Source organism: Epilithonimonas bovis DSM 19482, from assembly GCF_900108115.1.
GTDB classification, from domain to species: Bacteria; Bacteroidota; Bacteroidia; order Flavobacteriales; family Weeksellaceae; genus Epilithonimonas; species Epilithonimonas bovis.
Genome location: NZ_FTPU01000050.1, coordinates 1 through 16,599, shown reverse-complemented (window position 1 = coordinate 16,599; position 16,599 = coordinate 1). Strand labels below are relative to the sequence as shown.

General features: G+C 36.9%; 13 protein-coding genes, 1 tRNA gene and 1 pseudogene. 8 read left to right on the top strand and 7 right to left on the bottom strand.

Features of this window, described 5'->3' with window-relative positions:
• Positions 1-294, top strand: a pseudogene (locus B0B05_RS16700) (IS5/IS1182 family transposase); the annotation flags it as partial.
• On the opposite strand, the gene B0B05_RS14815 reads toward B0B05_RS16700, so the two are convergent.
• The 3 genes from B0B05_RS14815 to B0B05_RS14805 form a co-directional block, all read right to left on the bottom strand.
• On the bottom strand, positions 283-2,151 hold the full coding sequence (locus B0B05_RS14815) for a reprolysin-like metallopeptidase (RefSeq protein ID WP_076784374.1): 1,869 nt from the start codon (positions 2,149-2,151) through the stop codon (positions 283-285). The pseudogene B0B05_RS16700 and the gene B0B05_RS14815 sit on opposite strands and share 12 nt — an antisense overlap.
• A gap of 108 nt (positions 2,152-2,259) precedes the next feature.
• A complete protein-coding gene (locus B0B05_RS14810) occupies positions 2,260-2,439 on the bottom strand; it encodes a hypothetical protein (RefSeq protein WP_076784373.1) in 180 nt (59 codons plus the stop codon).
• A 140-nt stretch (positions 2,440-2,579) separates the two neighbouring features.
• Entirely contained in the window at positions 2,580-8,555 is a 5,976-nt protein-coding gene (locus tag B0B05_RS14805; RefSeq protein ID WP_076784372.1) for an alpha-2-macroglobulin family protein, read from the bottom strand.
• A gap of 50 nt (positions 8,556-8,605) precedes the next feature.
• Here B0B05_RS14805 and B0B05_RS14800 point away from each other — a divergent pair, with 50 nt between their 5' ends.
• Genes B0B05_RS14800 through recF form a run of 5 tightly spaced genes read left to right on the top strand, consistent with a single transcriptional unit; the run spans position 8,606 to position 12,953 of the window.
• Entirely contained in the window at positions 8,606-9,367 is a 762-nt protein-coding gene (locus tag B0B05_RS14800) for a UbiA prenyltransferase family protein (RefSeq protein WP_076784371.1), read from the top strand.
• A gap of 32 nt (positions 9,368-9,399) precedes the next feature.
• Entirely contained in the window at positions 9,400-11,193 is a 1,794-nt protein-coding gene (locus B0B05_RS14795; protein ID WP_076784370.1) for a hypothetical protein, read from the top strand.
• A gap of 45 nt (positions 11,194-11,238) precedes the next feature.
• Complete coding sequence (locus B0B05_RS14790; protein ID WP_076784369.1) at positions 11,239-11,553, top strand: hypothetical protein; 315 nt, start codon at positions 11,239-11,241, stop codon at positions 11,551-11,553.
• Entirely contained in the window at positions 11,538-11,849 is a 312-nt protein-coding gene (locus tag B0B05_RS14785; protein ID WP_076784368.1) for a type II toxin-antitoxin system RelE/ParE family toxin, read from the top strand. Before B0B05_RS14790 ends, B0B05_RS14785 begins: the two co-directional genes overlap by 16 nt.
• Complete coding sequence (recF, locus tag B0B05_RS14780) at positions 11,850-12,953, top strand: DNA replication/repair protein RecF (RefSeq protein ID WP_076784367.1); 1,104 nt, start codon at positions 11,850-11,852, stop codon at positions 12,951-12,953.
• A gap of 333 nt (positions 12,954-13,286) precedes the next feature.
• Here recF and B0B05_RS14775 read toward each other — a convergent pair whose 3' ends face one another.
• On the bottom strand, positions 13,287-13,766 hold the full coding sequence (locus tag B0B05_RS14775) for a cytidine deaminase (RefSeq protein WP_076784366.1): 480 nt from the start codon (positions 13,764-13,766) through the stop codon (positions 13,287-13,289).
• 80 nt (positions 13,767-13,846) lie between these two features.
• On the opposite strand from B0B05_RS14775, the gene B0B05_RS14770 reads away from it, so the two are divergent.
• Complete coding sequence (locus B0B05_RS14770) at positions 13,847-14,374, top strand: DUF922 domain-containing protein (protein ID WP_076784365.1); 528 nt, start codon at positions 13,847-13,849, stop codon at positions 14,372-14,374.
• Here B0B05_RS14770 and arfB read toward each other — a convergent pair.
• Positions 14,364-14,756 (bottom strand): alternative ribosome rescue aminoacyl-tRNA hydrolase ArfB, encoded by a 393-nt coding sequence (arfB, locus tag B0B05_RS14765; protein WP_076784375.1) that lies wholly within the window; start codon positions 14,754-14,756, stop codon positions 14,364-14,366. The genes B0B05_RS14770 and arfB overlap by 11 nt on opposite strands.
• A 162-nt stretch (positions 14,757-14,918) precedes the next feature.
• Positions 14,919-15,998 carry an acyl-CoA synthetase family protein gene (locus B0B05_RS14760; RefSeq protein ID WP_076784364.1) on the bottom strand — a complete coding sequence of 360 codons (1,080 nt, stop codon included), beginning with the start codon at positions 15,996-15,998 and terminating at the stop codon, positions 14,919-14,921.
• Positions 15,999-16,099: 101 nt separating this feature from the next.
• Here B0B05_RS14760 and B0B05_RS14755 point away from each other — a divergent pair.
• Positions 16,100-16,170 (top strand) — tRNA-Gln (locus B0B05_RS14755).
• 140 nt (positions 16,171-16,310) lie between these two features.
• Here the strand turns inward: B0B05_RS14755 and B0B05_RS14750 are convergent.
• Positions 16,311-16,599 (bottom strand): transposase (locus B0B05_RS14750; protein ID WP_143746047.1); only part of this gene is annotated, 289 nt, incomplete at its 5' end.

Here is a 16,599-nt window from a genome sequence, read left to right as displayed (position 1 = left end):
CTTCCCACAAAAAAAGAAAAAACAAGATATGGGCAGCAAGTTGCAAGATTAAGATTCCGTGCAAGAGCAGCAATAGAACCCTGTATTTCACATTTAAAAAGAAACCACTCCTTAGGATTAAACTTCCTTAAAGGAGTGGCTGGAGATATTCATAACGCCCTATTAGCAGGGATTGGATACAATTTGAAGATGAGATTGAACCAAATCAAACAACAAATTCTTTTTTGGCTCGAAGTTGTTCTCAAAATCTTCTTAGGCAAGTATAATTTTCAAAATGAAAAATTAGCTTTTTAAGGAATGACTAAATAATAATTTTCCTGAAAGATCCAAGATTTGATAGGATGCATCTTTTGCTGCATGAGTTAAAGAGATATTAACTTCTCCTTTGGCAGGGTTTGGATAGATATCAAAACCTTTAGAAAGCGCAGATTCTTCAACAGCTAGGTTCTTTTTAATATTAAGTTTGGCAGCATTAACTGCAAAATAAATATTGCCGACTGCTTTTACCATAATCCGTGCATTAGGATTGTCAAGATTAGGCAGCGTTACCGTCGCACTGCCGTTATTAGGAACACTCTCTGCAATAACAGTAGGATAAGTAAGGCCATTATCAGATGAAATAAGAACCTGAACATTACTTGTATTGATAGGTGCAGCATCTGTTCCTGCAACATCCCATGTAACAGTAAGTTGAGAACCTCCCACATAATCGGCAGGAGCAGTCTGTGATGTCACTTTAAAAGGTCCGGTAGGAGCAACAGTGACTTTCATCAGGTCTCTTGCCGTTTGGTTTCCGGTAGCTCTGTTATCATTTACCAATAGTGAAAAATTTAGATTTCTGGCAACAGTTGGTATTACCTCCCATTTGGGAGCAAGGTTGTTAGCAGCAATAGAACTCATCGTTGGAAAATATCTTTGTGGAGAAATACTTGGTAAATAAGAACGGAATACTGTTCCCAAAGTAGTTGTTGCTGTTGGCGGCTGTGGATTGTTGGCAAGTGTTGTATATTCCGTCTGTTCCCAAAGGTAAGTGAGTGTATCGCCATCTGGATCTGTTCCTATACCTGTTAAGACAAACGCAGTACCGTTTGGTATGGTGTAATCTGCCCCTGCATTGGCAGTTGGGACACTGTTACCGTTGGAAGTCTTTGTAGAGCAGTCGGTACTTCTAGTAATGACATTATACATTTCATTCACATTGACAGAATGAAAATATGGATCGCTATGAGCCTGAAGATTATTGGTTGAACTACATATTCCTGCATAAGCCATAATGGTGCTCCCACTGCCTGGCTCTACAGCTGTACTATTATTTGCATTGCCATAGCAAGATCCTGTGTTAGCGCGGAAGGTATGATTACTCCCAAACTGATGTCCCATCTCATGGGCTACATAGTCAATATCGTAAGCATCATTAATAGGTGCGCCGGAGCCTGTCACACCTTTTGCCTTGACTGTTGCAGAACAAACCGATGGACGCCAAGCTATGCCGCCGCCGCCAGTACTGAAGATATGGCCTATATCATAAGCACTATTACCAATAGTCTGATCTATAAATGCTTGATTTTCATCTAGTAGTGCTTCTCCGTCATCATTAGTAAATCCGGGAGCATAGGCATCTGTACCAATAGATAACAAAAGATCGTTATTTGGAACCATCGTCATTGTTACAGATATTGTTTTCTCATAAACACCGTTTACTCGGGTCATAGTAGCATTCATAGCAGATAATACAGCCGCTTTTTTTTCTTCAATTGTTCCGTCTGTAACACCCGCCCGGGCAATATGATAATCAGAATATTCTACAGTAGAGGAAAGAGCCAGCCTATAGTTTCTAAGCAGTCCATCCTTGACAATCTGTGTTTTTACAGATATGGGTTCCGGAGATGTTGGATTTTGAAAATTAATTTTTTCATAATCACAGTTAAAATGATTAGGATCCGGAGGCAGGTTAGATCGTTTATAGATAATATAGTGTGATAAATCATTAGAGTAAGTATCCAGATAGCTTACATCCGAATTATCAAAATACATAACATTAATCCCGTCATAAGGGGAAAGACTAAATCTTATACTTTTGCCGGTATTATTATTCTGATATCCAAGATACGACTTAATACCCGGATATTTGTCAGATAAGTCCTTAGACATAGTTGGAGCTTCTTGAATCACATAATCTATAAATTTACCTGATGCATCGGGAAATTTTAAAATTAGACTTTCATTTTCTGCACCTCGCTGTGAAGCTTTTGATAATTCTTACTTGATACCATCAAGATCCAGACTGAAAATTTTATACTCTGTTGGTATTGTTTTTCTTTCCTTAAGTCCGGATTTTGAAGCGATGCTGATATTCTGAACTGGTTTCCAGAAGTTTTTCTGTGCGCAAAGTAGGACAGACATCATCATACCTGCAGCCGTTAATAAAGGTTTTATCATATAATGTATTTTAAAAAATATTTAATGTAGTTAAGTTCAGAATTTTATGAATATATCATTTAATAGAAGTACTTGTAAAATTAATAAAAAACGCAATGAAATATTGGCGTTTCATTGCTTTTTTTTAATGTTTGTAATAATTATTCGGAAATCGTTACCCTCGTTCCCTGCGTATGCGCATTCATTTGTGGTGCATAGTAGTTTTGAAGTGTTGTAATGCCGTTTGCGAATTTTCCACTTGCATTCGCAATATAATCATACTCGAAAACATATTTTCCTTTCGGCATATATTCGATATAGAAATTGGTGGATGCATCTTTTGTGGACTGATAATAACCCAGATTGTTTTTCCACTGATAACCGGAAATAACGTCCAGAGGCTCAAAACCTGCCGCGCGCATATCTTTCAGGTGAATGAATTCCATATTTCGGTCGGTGTTCAGGATCATACGGACAGTCACTTTATCTCCGACTTTGACAGGCGAATTTTCATTGATTTTAATTAATTGTTCACCGTTTTCCGTTTTGATTTTTTTGTACAACTCTTTAGAAATCGAGATATAACTTTCCGAAGATTTTATTTTATCAAGGTCTTCATAATATTGCCAGAACAATCCACCCTGAACAATTCCTGCACTTTCTTTTTTGATTGTAACTGTGGATAGATTTTTATCCAAATTATCAGAAGTTACAGTTTGTTTCACATAACCTGTCGCTTGAGTTTGCGGATTGAGTGGTTTTCCACCCCAAGTGATTTCTGCTTTGTCAGATTCTGCACTTGTCCAGGATTTTCCTGAATTCAGAATGGTGAAAATCACTTCTGCTGTTCCTCTGGAATTACCCCAGGAATTAACTTCTTTCTGCGTAATCAGCCAGATTTTCATTTCTTCGATAAAGTTTTCATCCATCGGTGTCAGTTTTTGGAACGCTTCAATGGCTCCTGCGTGATTCACGGTTTTGGAAGAATACCAGCCCCAGTCGTTCAGGTTTTGTTTCCAGTAAACACCCTGAGTTTCAGTTTCTGTCGAAGTTTCCTTCAAATAAGTCATTAGTTTTTTGGAAACCTCTTTCAAACCATATTGATTGAATAACAAAGCCGCTCTGTGCAATCCAAAGAAAGTAAAATCGGTAATTTTTGCAGTTTTCGCTTTTGCAATTACCGTCGTTTTCAAAGTTGCGCCTTTACCTTTCAATGCGTATTCTTTTTCCCAATAATGGCGTGTATCCAGATAATCGAGAACGAAGTTATTCCAAACGTTATCTTTATCTGTTCGCCAATATTTATTCACTTCATTATCCACATAAGAAACCAGTTTTTTTACCATTTCTTTCTGTTCAGAACTTTGATAATCAGAAAGATTTCCTTTCAGCCATTCATTGATTCTTCCAAGATTTTTCAAAATATAAAGCGAAGTATAATAAGAACTCGGGTAACCCTGATACCAGCTGAATCCGCCGTCAGGATTTTGTAGTTTGACCAGTTCTGACCAGTCATCATTAATGGAATTCCGCATTGTGTTCACATCGAATAATCCAGCCAGTTTCTGCATCTGTTCGGTTTCGTTTTTCGATTCTAAAACCCACGGTGTTTCGTCCAGTAATAGCTGTTTCAGTTCCTGATTTTTCTCCAGATTAGAGGTCAGTAAACCTTTGGATTGATATTCATCGAAAACGGTTTTCATTTTCGGATTCGCTTTGAAAATCTCCGAAGCCAGAACATCAGCAAACCATTTGTTGAAAATCACATCCGCAGAATTATTGGTATCATCTTTCAGGCTTGGAAGCGCAAACATAATTTCCCAAATCGGATTGGTTGTCAGTTCCAGAGTGTTAGAAACATTGGTCAGCGTTTTGGAATCAGAATTTTTCAGATTTTCTAAGGTGAAAGTTTTCGTCTGTCCTTCTTTCACAAAAACCGGAAGCGCGTCAGTCACCAGCATTCTGTTTGGAAGAATCGCGATGGCTTTTTGTTCACCGTCAGAAAAATTGCCGGCTTTTGCAACGATTTTAATAATAATTGAAGAAACATTATTAGGAACTTTCAGTTTCCAAGTCGCAGATGCATTTCCATTCTCAGCTAAAGAAAAAGATTGCTCTTTATTATATCCGGAAACTGCTGTCAATTGGCTGATTCCGAATTTATCCGAAATATCCTCATTAGTAAAAGCATCCAAAATCTGCAATTGTGCAACACCATTTAATTTTTGATTCACCAAACTTGAGATTTTAGTTTGAAGATTCAGTTCGTCGCCTTCTCGCAAAAATCTTGGATAATTAGGTGTGATAGAAAATTCTTTCTGCGTTACGACAGATTTTTCCAAAATTGCACTTCTCGCATCTTTTGTATGAGCCAAAAACATTACTTTCCATTGTGTCAAAGCTTCCGGAGAAGTGAATTCGAAAGAGACATTTCCGTCTTTGTCTGTGAGAAGATTCGGATAGAAAAAAGCGGTTTCGTTGAGGTTTTGACGGACTGGGATTTTGTCAAGATTTTCTTGTTTTTTGCTCGCATAAGCTGTTGTTACTACCTCTTCAATATCTTGAGTTTTTGCTGTGTCTTTTATAGAAGCAACTCCTCTAATCATAATTTTTGCTGCTGGAGCAGATTCTTGAACAACATTCAACCCTGCAACTTTACCGTTTAAAACTCTATCAATATTATAAAGTCTTCCATCAAACCAATTAAAGTCAGGCAAATTAATATCATAATTCTTCAAAAACTCAAATCTCTTATTATAATACTGTTGTTCCAATCCATTTCTTACATCATAAGAGCTTTGATAAAAAGGAGAATAGAATTTCTGCCAGTTCCAACTATTCACTGCAAACTGATCCAGCGATTTGTCGTACATACTCGCCAGAACTTCGGCTGTCACTCTGAGCGGAGTCGAAGAGTCTTTTTCAGCACCGGAGATTTTTATCGTCCATTTTTCTTTTTGTCCAGGCTGTAATTTGTCCCGGAACGTAACGGTTTCAATTTTCAAATCATCTTTGCTGTCTGCGATTTTCAAATCAACCGATTCTGTTTTTATATCGTTATAAGCGACCAATTGGAATTGCAAATTAATTCTCGAAATGCTTTCATCTTTAGGAATCACAGTTTCATATTCCAAAATCCCGTTTTTGAGAGATTTGGTTTCAGTTACGGTTTCGCCTTTTCCATTTTGAATAAAGACGTTCACCAAAGCATCAGGAATCGCAGAATAAACAAAAGCTTTAGCTTTCTCACCTCTCTTGAAATCCTGATTTGGCTTTACAACTTTCAAGAAAGGTTTTTGATTCTGCCCAAGCGATTTTTTATCCCAAACCGTAAAAAACTGCTCGGTTTTTATCGTGTCTTTTCCTTCTATATTATAAAGTTGAAGTTTGTAAGTTCCGGTGTCCAGTTTCCCTAAATCCAATTTGGAATCTGTCAGGCTGAGGCTCTCGAAGCCTTTTGAATTGTCAGGCTGAGGTTCTCGAAGCCTTTCAATAATAACCTTTTCAATTTTCCAATTCTTCACGTCGTCATTTTTATCAAACCTATCGTGAGGGAATTTCTGAACAAATTCAACTTTTGATAATTGTGGCAAATCCTGAACAACAGACGCAAAATTTTCTCTGAAAATCTGTTTTGGTTCTTCAAGTTTTTCCAGTTTTACGTTGTAAGATTTTTTCAGAACTTGGTCGTTGTAATTTTTAGTATCAACATTTAGTTTTACAGCTTCGTCAGAAAATACATTTCCGATTTCATTTGCCGTGATATAATGAGAAACCGAAGCTACTTTCACGTTGGTGTTTGCAGATTGTGTTTCTCCATTGATGTCCGTAACAGAAGCATTAATTGCATAATTATCAATCTGGATTCCGTCCAGCGTTTCATCTTTTTTCAACTCGATTTTGATGGTAAATTCTCCCTTTTCGTTGGTTTTTGCTTCGCCGAGGATTGAGTTCTCATTGTCGTTTACGCGAGGATACCACCAGAAATAGCGCCAGCGTATATTCTGTCTTTTGATTTCGTAATTCACGGTGGAATTACTCAGCGGAACGCCGGAAAACATCATTGCTTTTCCTTTCAGTTCGATAGTTTGGCCATTTTTATATTCGTCTTTTATCGGGTCAAAAGTGACTTCAAATTTCGGACGTTTGTATTCTTCCACCTGAAAATCGGCGTAGCCCGAAATATTATAATCCGAATTGTCGCCTTCCTCAACTTCGATGCTAAAACTTCCGTTTAATTTATTTTTGGGAAGCGTAAAACTCCCGTTCACGGAGCCGAATTCATTGGTTGTCAGCTTCAGAGTTTGCAATTCTTCACCATTGGCGTCTTTCAGCGTGATTTCCAACGGAACTTTTTCCAGGACTTTCGTTTTTTGGGTCTGTCCGTTAAAGCCCGTTGCAACAACTTTAAAATAAACAACCTGTCCCGGCCGGTAAATTTTCCGGTCGAGGAAGATCTGTGCAGATTCCTGATTTTTCGGTTTATCCTGATTTCTGTTATTGTAACCGTAAACATTAAGCAACGAAAAATTATTCCCGTTTCTGACGAGATAATTTTTGTAATAATCCTGATTGGCGGAATTTGCAAACTGGAAATTTCCTGATTTGTCGGTTTTTACAGTGTATTTTGTGACGGCTTTTCCTCTCACATATTCTGTTACATCAAGGTTTTCATTAATGAAAGCTTTTCCATTTTCGTTGTTCACGAGTTTCAGAATGTTGGCTTTTGCATTGTTGTCATTCTTTTTATAATAAATGATCTTAGAATCGGAAACAATAAAATAAAAATCCTTCTGCACCGAATTTTCCACCACATATTCTGCCAGATAAAGGCCTGCCGAAAGCGGTTTCAGCTCCAGGGAAGTCTTATGCGTTTTAAAATCAAAAGATTCCGGAAGGCTGAACTGGTCTTTTCTCACCAGAGATTTTCTGACTTTGGCAAAAGGGTTTCTGTAAGAATCAAAAACGTAATTCAGAAAACCTTGCGTGTCGTCTTTAACTTCATAAATATTCAGAGAAAATTGCCGCACATTTTTGCCTTCTGCAACGATGTGAATCGGTTTATTGCTCTGCGTTTCGTTTTCATAGAATAGATTTAACTGAGGATTTTTAATTTGATTTTCTTTGTTTTTGATGTTATTCAGAAACTTAGATTTTGGAAACATTTCTTTGGCATCATTTATCCAAGTCAAAGCCAATTTGTAATCTTGTTTTTGCTGAAGAAGCTCAATCATATCATCAATGATTAGAACTTTGTAATCACCTTTCACCGATTCGTCTTCCACCAGTTTTTCAAGTTGAGCGAATTTGTCTTTGCAATTATTTAATTCACAATTATAATTGATTTTTTGATGTTTAAAATACAATTGAGAATTACCAGAAAGTGAAGCAATTTCCGAATCAAAAATCGAATTTATTTTTGTCGAATTCACTTTCAATTCATTCGGAGTGAAAAGGTTTTGATTTCTTAAGAATTCAATGTAATTATAATTATACCAATCGGAAAGTGTCGGGAAATAGTCAATATTATCTGTCTGCCAAAAAATTTCTTTGTATTTCTGCATTTGCAGCTTTTTCAAAGCTGGAGTTGCTTTTTCTAATTCTGAATAATTCTTCGATAAATAATTTTTGAAATCCAGTTTGCTCCAGGTTTCAATCCCCTCCCTAAATCCCTCCCCAAAAGGGAGGGACTTTTCAGAATTGATGCCCTCTCCTTTGGAGAGGGTTTGGGAGAGGATATTAGTCCTGCTGTTGATTCTCCAGGAATTGTTCTGGTAATAATCTTTGATAAATTCCAAGGTCAGAAGATGAAAAAACAATTTTTCATCACCTTTCAGTTGGGTTTCCGTCGCCTGCATTTTTGCAAAAAACTTAGAATTTTCATCATTTTTCGTATCATCGTAAGTCTGATTTGTAATGCTGAATTCAGCCTTCAGAGATTTGATAATTTGGATGACATTGTTGTCTTTCATCGCTTGATTTTGTATTTCCAGAATAATCGGAAGATTGGATTTGTAAGTTCCCTTTTTATAATTGTCTTCGATTTTTTTCCATTGCTGGTCGTAATAGTTTTGTGCTTTCAGGCTCATAGTGAAGAAGAACAGCAGGATTGCTGTTATAAGTTTTATGTTTTTCATACTTTTATTTTCTCCTTTGTAAGATAAAATTTCACGTTCTTTGTTAAAGAATGCAGTTTTTAAAGTTAGCAAAAAAGTACGTGATAGACAGCCAGATTTATGTTTCTCTGATGGGAACTTCTCTGGCCGCCTTTTTTATGCTGGAGCAAAAGATATTCCGCTGGCCGACTTTGCTGTTGATTTTCATCACTTATTTCAGCGGTTATCTTTATACAAAATATCAGCTTGATAAAAGAAAATTCTTTAGAATCTTGATTTTCAATTGTATTTGCGGTGTTGTCAGCGTTATTCTTATCCTTAAAAATCATAATGAAATAAGGCTTCTGAAATGGGCAATTATTGTGGTTTTGGGATTGCTTTACAATTCTTTTTTTCTGGAAAGATTCATTAGAAAAATTCCTTTGTTCAAAGTTTTTTATGTCGGATTGACTTGGGCTTTGATCAACTCCTGGCTCATTCTTCCGGAATTTAATTTACCGATTTTTTTGATCTCGTGGTTATTCATTGCGGCTTTGGTTTTACCATTTGACATCCGGGATATGAACAGCGATGATATTGTGACTTTCCCAATTTTGATCGGTGTGCAGAGGACCAAATTTTTAGCTTATATATTGCTTTTTGTGGCTTGTTTGGTCAGTCTTGGATACCTCAGTTTTCATTTTGCATTCTGTTTTTTGATTACAACAATAATTAGCTTTTTACTGATTAATTTTTCTGAAAATAATAGGCGAGAATCCTACTTTTCTTTTTATGTTGAGAGCTGTAGTGGTATACCATTGTTGTGCGTTGTTCTTTATTGGCTTGTAAATTGATATGGCAGTTCTGTTAATTTCTTAAATTGTTGATGAAAAAGTCGATCCTTGTATTAGTCCTTGTTCTGGGCTGTTGTGCTTCCTGGTCTGCGCAGGAGAAAAAAGATTCTCTTTATTACAAGATCGAAAAATTTTCTGACCGAAGGAAGTTTACCAAATTTATCCATCGCTTTGTGTTTCGCCGGGAAGCGGATTCAGCTTCTGTTAAAACAAGGACAGATAAACAGTCTCAGGCATCTTATGACGGCAAATTCATTAGAAATGTGAAGATTGAGACCATTGACCCTTTTGGATATAATACGACCGAAAAAAAGCAGAAAGCTAAGTGGTACGACTGGTTTACAAATCATCTCCATTCTAATACCAGGATCTCTACAGTTAATAACTACTTACTCTTCAAAAAAGGCGAGGCTTATAATGCGCAAAAACTCTACGAATCCGAACGTTTATTGAGAACAATGCCCTTCGTAAACCGCGTTAATATCGATGTTTCGGAAAGTTCTAAAGACTCAGTGGACGTAGTTGTGAAAGTCCTTGATTCCTGGAGTTTAAAACCCAGGCTTAGTTATTCGGGCAGCAAAATTGGTCTGGGTGTAACAGAAGAAAATTTCCTCGGGTTAGGCCATGAGGCTGATTTTCTTTACAGGAACGATTCCAAAGAAAAACAGGATTACCTCTTGGGAAGTTATACCGCTTATAACCTCTTTGGCTCTTACATCAATGCACAGGTTTTGGGAGAACGCGACTTCCTGAAAAATGAACGTATCAATCTGACTGCCAGAAGGGACTTTTTCTCACCACTCACAAAATGGGCTGGTGGTTTTAGTTTTGAGTATTTTATGCGGCACGTACTGCTTCCAGTAGAAAATACCGATGTGTTTCCGGAGGTGCAAATTAAAGTTTACAGCCAGGATCTGTGGGGCGGTTATCAGATTCCCGTTTCCTCTGATCCTGATAAAAAAATATCCAGCAATATTGCGCTGATAGGGCGTTTCCAGAATTATCAGTATAAAGATAATCCTTTGGCAGATACCTATCAGTTTTTCCGGTCTTATAATAGCTTTTTGTTTTCCGGCGGTTTTATACAAAGGAAATTCTCTGTGGAGAAACAGATTTTCCAATACGATTTGCCGGAGGATATCCCATATGGGAACGCTGTAAACATAACTTCAGGATTACTTGCCAGAGGTAAAGAAGTGATACCCTATGCTGGTGTCTCTGCAGCTTATGGCGACTTTACAAGATTGGGCTATTTTAACTTAAAGGCCGAATTTGGACGGTTTTTTAATGAAGATCGGCAGAACAGAGAGGCCTTTCGGCTGGACGGGATTTATTTTACTAATCTTATCAATTGGAAATTTGCGCAGGTTAGGCACTTTTTTTCACCAACCTTGGCATTGGGCAATCCGGAGAATAATTATACCTACAAAGATCGTATTAATCTCTCTGCAAAAGATGAATTTCCCGTATACAGCACTGATTATATCGGAACAAAGAAAATGATTTTGAGGTATCAGCTACAGTTTTTTATCAACAAAACCTGGAAGAATTTTCACTTTAGTCCCTATATCACGGCCGCAGCAGGCTGGCTGGCAATGCCTGATGAAAAATTACTCAAAACGAATGTGAATACAAAAATTGGCATCGGCGTCCTCATTAATAACCCATATCTGGTGGTTAACCGCATCCAGATTTCATTAATGTATTACCCAAAAGTTCCGTTTGATAATAATTCTTCATTCGATTTCAACGGTTACAGGAATGATATGATACCAATGAATAACTTCGCAGCCGATATACCGCACTTTGTGAATTTTGGCAATTGATTTTGTTGTTATTTAGTTTTATCTTTACATAAAATTTTTTGAGTGATGGCAGATATTAATAATATTAAAATAAAACTGATTCAGAAAATCTGTGAATCCGATAATTACTATCTGTTGTCATCATTTCTCAAAAATTTTGAAGCAAAATCTCCTGATATTGTTGCTGAATCTCCATCAATTTTTGAGTCTGAAAAGCCAATGACGGAGGAAGAAGTTGATGAATATTTTAAAGAAGACGAAATTATTCTTCCTTCTGAAATTATTGAAATATTAAAAATTAGTGAAAAGCAGATTGAAAATGGAGAATCTTTCACGAATGAAGAAGTCAATGCATATTTTGAAGAATGGCTAAAAGATTAATTTGGTCGCCGCTTGCCAGAAAAATCCGAAAAGAGATTTTACAATATTGGATACTGAGAAATAAGTCCAAATACTATTCACAAAAACTGAATGTTTTGTTTGAGAATTCAGCTCAACAAATTGCAGATTTCCCTTATTCCGGTATTTCTGTTTCGGACAATATTTATCGTGGAAAACTCATTAAAGATTATTATATTCTATATAAAATAAAAGATGATTCTATAGAAATTCTTTTTATTTGGGATACAAGAAAAGACCCAGCTGATCTGTTAAAATTAATAAAGAATTTCAACTAAATGATTATCAACAAACTATCACTTATCAATTTCAAAAACCACTCGGAACAATTTTTTGATTTTTCGGCTCAGATCAATTGTTTTGTAGGTGATAATGGCGTAGGGAAGACCAATATTCTGGATGCGCTTCATTATTTATCTGTGGGGAAAAGTTTCCTTGGTAATTCTGATGTTAATAATATCAAATCAGATGAAGATTTTTTTGTGATTGAATCTGAGATTCAAAATGTAGACAAAGAGGATATTATCAAAATCCTCCACCCAAAAGCATCTAAAAAAGTCATCAAAAAGAACGATAAAACTTACGATAGATTGTCGGATCATATTGGTTATCTGCCAAGTGTGATGATTTCGCCTTATGATTCTAATTTGATTTCGGACTCTGGGGAGAGCCGTAGAAAGTTTCTGGATGCGATGATCTCCCAAACCGATTCTAATTATCTTTTTGATCTCATCCAGTATCAGAAAACCATCCAGCAGCGGAATGCCTTACTCAAGTATTTTGCAAAAAACAGGACTTTTGATAAAGATTCTCTTGAGATCTATGACGACCCGATTTCAGACTTTGGGGCCCGGATTTTTGATAAAAGAAAGGATTTTGTCGAAAAGCTAAATCCGATCGTACAGCATTTTTATGAGGTTATTTCCGGAGGGAAAGAACTCGTGAATGTGGTTTACGAATCTCATCTTTTGGAAGGTTTGGATTCGGCTCAGCCTGACAGATTTTTTAAAGAACTTTTATCAATTTCAATTGACAAAGACCGGGCTTTGACTTACACGTCCAAAGGGATCCATAAAGACGATCTAACCTTTGAAATGAACGGCAACCCAATCAAAAGGATCGGTTCGCAGGGCCAACAAAAGTCCTTCCTCATTGCGCTCAAACTGGCACAAATCAACCGGATCAAAGAGCTGACAGGCAAGTCTCCTATTCTGCTCCTGGATGATATTTTTGATAAGCTGGATGATACCAGAGTTTCACAACTGATTGAACTGGTCAACAAAGAAAAATTCGGACAGATTTTCATTACAGATACACACAAAGAACGAACTGAAAACGTGGTAAAACGCATCAGTGAAGAGAGCAGGATTTTTGAAATTTAATTTTCAGAAGTTATAAAATTGGATTATACCATTTAATCTGAATATTAAAACAATATGCTCCTTAAGAGCAATATCTGTGTAGAATGGAGGATAATTCCAAAAATTGCGCTCCTTAGGAGCGCTATATGATATTGTAATTTTAAATCAATTATTCAGGTAATGATAAGAATGCTAATCTTCACCTTTAGCCCTGATGGAAGCGGCATCCTTTTTTGGCATTGCGAGTGGCAAATGGTTCTTTAGTTTGCCTGACTTTGTTTGCAATGACAAAAAAGATACAGCGGACAGCAGGTTGAAAAATACTAAAAAAGACTTATCGTCTTGCTCCTAAAATTACAAAAAGCTGGAATCAAAAGAGAAAGGCAACAGGTCCCGGATAGATTTGGACTTCATGATTTCGCCGTCCAGAGATGCAAAATAGATTTCTATAGCGTCTTTTTGTTTGGCCTCATATTCCAGGATGGCTTGTCTGCAGCCGCCACAAGGCGGGATCGCAACAGAGGTAATAGCATCTTTTGGAGCGCCAATTACAAATAGTTTTTTGATTTTAATATCCGGATAATTAGCCGAAGCCCAGAATATAGTGGTCCTCTCTGCACATAATCCCGAGGGATAGGCGGCATTTTCCTGATTGTTCCCGGTGATGATCTCGCCATTCTCCAGAAGAATGGCGCAACCGACCCAAAAATTAGAGTAGGTAGCGTAGGCTTGTTCCCGGATGGATTTTGCTTTGTCGAAAAGCGTTTTTTCTATGTCGTTGAGTTCTTGGTAACTTGGGATTACTTCAAAATTGATTTTTATCTCTTTTTCCATTATTTAAAAATGCAGGGAGGTAAAAATACAAGTTTTATGGATATAAATTAACATTTGGATAAAAAAATGATCAAACAGCTATGTTAAAACGATTATTAATCATTTTTTTTCTGGGTATTATAGTGCGTGGCATGGCTCAGGATAAAATCAGGTGGTCTGATAACCAAAAACTGAGTTGGTCTGATTTCCAGTCCGGAACAAAACCAAATACTAATAATGCTGCGGCCACTACATTTTGCGGAATTTCTTATTTGCTCAACAGTCCTACTGAAAAATTTACATCGCAGCAGGTGAAGGTAGAAGCCTTTTTTGTTCCTTCGAGATCGTGGGCACGTCCCGATCATAAGACTGATTTTGTCCTGTTGCACGAGCAAAGCCATTTTGATATTGCAGAGCTTTTTGCCAGAAAATTCCGTCAGCTGATCAGTGATAAAAAGATGGATGCTAAAGCGCTGCAAAAATATTATTCCAAAATTTACGAGGCTTATAAACAATACCAGCAGGATTACGAATCCGTAACCAATCATGGCAGAATACGCGATAAGCAATATGAATATTCTCAAAAAATCACCAGCGAGATCGAAGAACTTTCGGATTTTAAAATCTAAATTTCCTGTTTTCTTTTTTCTCAGACAGTTTCTTTTTATTGTCAATCCTTTTTTGGATTTGGCCACGCGAGGGCTTTGTTGCCACACGTTTTTTATGGGTAAAAGTCGCGGATTTTACCATATCCAGCATCCTTTCGGTCGCAATTTTCTTGTTTTGAAGCTGTGTTCGGCTTTCAGAAGAAGTGATCTGTAGCAGGCCGTCGCCATTGATCCTGTTTTTAAGTTTTTCTGCGATTCGGGATTTTTCAAAGAGTGTGAAAAACTGGCTTTCTTCTACGTTCCATATCGCTGTGACAGCGGTTTCTACTTTGTTTACATTTTGCCCGCCAGCTCCGGAAGAGCGGGATGTTTTGTAGGTGATTTCGGTAGAAAAATCTTTCACAATTTTTGTTTTTTGTTTGTTGACTATGTTTTTTATCAGGGCAATTGCCACAGGTTTCCATCACTTGCCAATCTAAACCTGTGGCACCGCGCTATCCGCTACTATCTTTTTTGTCATGGCTTTTAGCAAAACCATGACAAAAAAGGATAACCGCTTCTATCGCTATTGCGGGCGTTTTGGCAGCGCATTCACCAGGGCACGTAGTTGAAGGCGGTTTACTTTTCCGTTTTCGGTTCTGGGGATTTGCTCTACAAAAATAATCTCTTTCGGTTTATAAAATGATTTTTTATAGTCGATAGCTGACAGCTCTGTGTTGACAGCATCTGATTCCGCGCCTTCAATGACCAATGTTAGTTTCTGTCCCAATTGCTCATCATCCAGTCCCAGAAAAACCACTTCGTTCTCAATATGTTGCTTAACCAGTTTTTCCAACTCTTCCGGGAAAATCTTGGCACCGCCAGAATTGATGACATTGTCTATCCTTCCCAAAAAACGGAATTGCCTTTTATGATTAATCTCTACAAGATCATTCGTGTACAAAACATCTGCATTTAGTTTGGGTGCAGATATTGTCAGGCAGCCACGTTGATCCAAAGAAATATCTATACCGCCAAAGACAGAGAACCATTCATCCGTAACCGGGAAAATCTGTCTGAGTGCGATATGGGAAAGGGTTTCGCTCATCCCATATGTTTCAAATATTTTTGTTTGAAAATTATTTGTATGGCTAAGGCTCTCGAAGCTTTTTTCTTTTTTAATTAATGATTCCCATATTTTTTTCTTCAATGTTTCAGAAACTGCTGCACCGCCAATAATCAAATTCCTGATCAAATGAATTTTGCCCAACGAGTTCTCGACCTGCAACGGCGTCATGGCGCAAAAATCTATTGTTTTGTCAATATCTTGCAGGGGATTCAGCGACGGCGTGACAATCTCAAGTTGCATTTTGGCAGAAATGCTTCTCACCACCATCATTTTTCCGGAGATATATTCTATCGGAAGGCAGAGTAAAGCAAGATTTCCTTTTTCGAGACCAAGGAATTGACAAGTCATCTCTGCAGAATTCAGCATTTTTGATTTTTCTACCTCAAAAATCTTTGGTTTTCCTGTAGATCCGGAAGTCTGTATTTTTACCATTTTTGAGTCAGAAAACCATTCTTTTATAAAGTCTAAAACTTTGGTTTCAAATTTGTTAGATGAGGTTTGGCTAATTGGTGATGCTTTGGAAAGGTCGATTAACATTGAGATGTTTGAAAAATTATTTTATAAAATTATTCATTTTTTTTCATAAAAAGTTTGCAAGTTCAAAAAAAAGCTATAAATTTGCATCACAATAAAACGACAGACCCATGGTGTAACGGTAGCACTTCGGTTTTTGGTACCGCCTGTCGGGGTTCGAATCCCTGTGGGTCTACAATATCACTTGATAATCAGTGATTTAAATTAATTACAGCCAATTTTACAGCCAAAAGCAATGTAAAATTGGCTTTTTTATTTTTTTGATATTTCAAGATATTTTAGGAAACATAATGGATCAAGATCAAACCTTGGGGACTAGGCAAAAATTTTAGATAATCTGAAAAGGAAAAATACTTTGTCTTTAACACCTCTAAGCTGCATTCTGAATTGCTTTATTTTCGAATTAAACGATTCTGCAGATGCATTGGTACTTCTTCTTTCAAAATAATTCAGGATGTCATTATAATGGTTTGTAATCGTATTTTTAAGTGTTGAAAAGGATTTAAAACCTGATTCTTCCACATCTTTAAACCAATGGGCAAGTTTGAGCATTGCTACAGATTTTAATGTGTTCTGATTATAAATTTTCCTTAGTTTATCGGAT

Excerpts from the sequence above, each read along its gene's own strand:
- B0B05_RS14760 (WP_076784364.1), bottom strand. The coding sequence starts at position 15,998 with ATGTTAATCGACCTTTCCAAAGCATCACCAATTAGCCAAACCTCATCT.
- B0B05_RS14785 (WP_076784368.1), top strand. The coding sequence starts at position 11,538 with ATGGCTAAAAGATTAATTTGGTCGCCGCTTGCCAGAAAAATCCGAAAA.
- B0B05_RS14790 (WP_076784369.1), top strand. The coding sequence starts at position 11,239 with ATGGCAGATATTAATAATATTAAAATAAAACTGATTCAGAAAATCTGT.
- B0B05_RS14800 (WP_076784371.1), top strand. The coding sequence starts at position 8,606 with ATGCAGTTTTTAAAGTTAGCAAAAAAGTACGTGATAGACAGCCAGATT.
- recF (WP_076784367.1), top strand. The coding sequence starts at position 11,850 with ATGATTATCAACAAACTATCACTTATCAATTTCAAAAACCACTCGGAA.
- B0B05_RS14795 (WP_076784370.1), top strand. The coding sequence starts at position 9,400 with ATGAAAAAGTCGATCCTTGTATTAGTCCTTGTTCTGGGCTGTTGTGCT.
- B0B05_RS14770 (WP_076784365.1), top strand. The coding sequence starts at position 13,847 with ATGTTAAAACGATTATTAATCATTTTTTTTCTGGGTATTATAGTGCGT.
- B0B05_RS14815 (WP_076784374.1), bottom strand. The coding sequence starts at position 2,151 with ATGTCTAAGGACTTATCTGACAAATATCCGGGTATTAAGTCGTATCTT.
- B0B05_RS14775 (WP_076784366.1), bottom strand. The coding sequence starts at position 13,766 with ATGGAAAAAGAGATAAAAATCAATTTTGAAGTAATCCCAAGTTACCAA.
- B0B05_RS14805 (WP_076784372.1), bottom strand. The coding sequence starts at position 8,555 with ATGAAAAACATAAAACTTATAACAGCAATCCTGCTGTTCTTCTTCACT.
- B0B05_RS14810 (WP_076784373.1), bottom strand. The coding sequence starts at position 2,439 with ATGATAAAACCTTTATTAACGGCTGCAGGTATGATGATGTCTGTCCTA.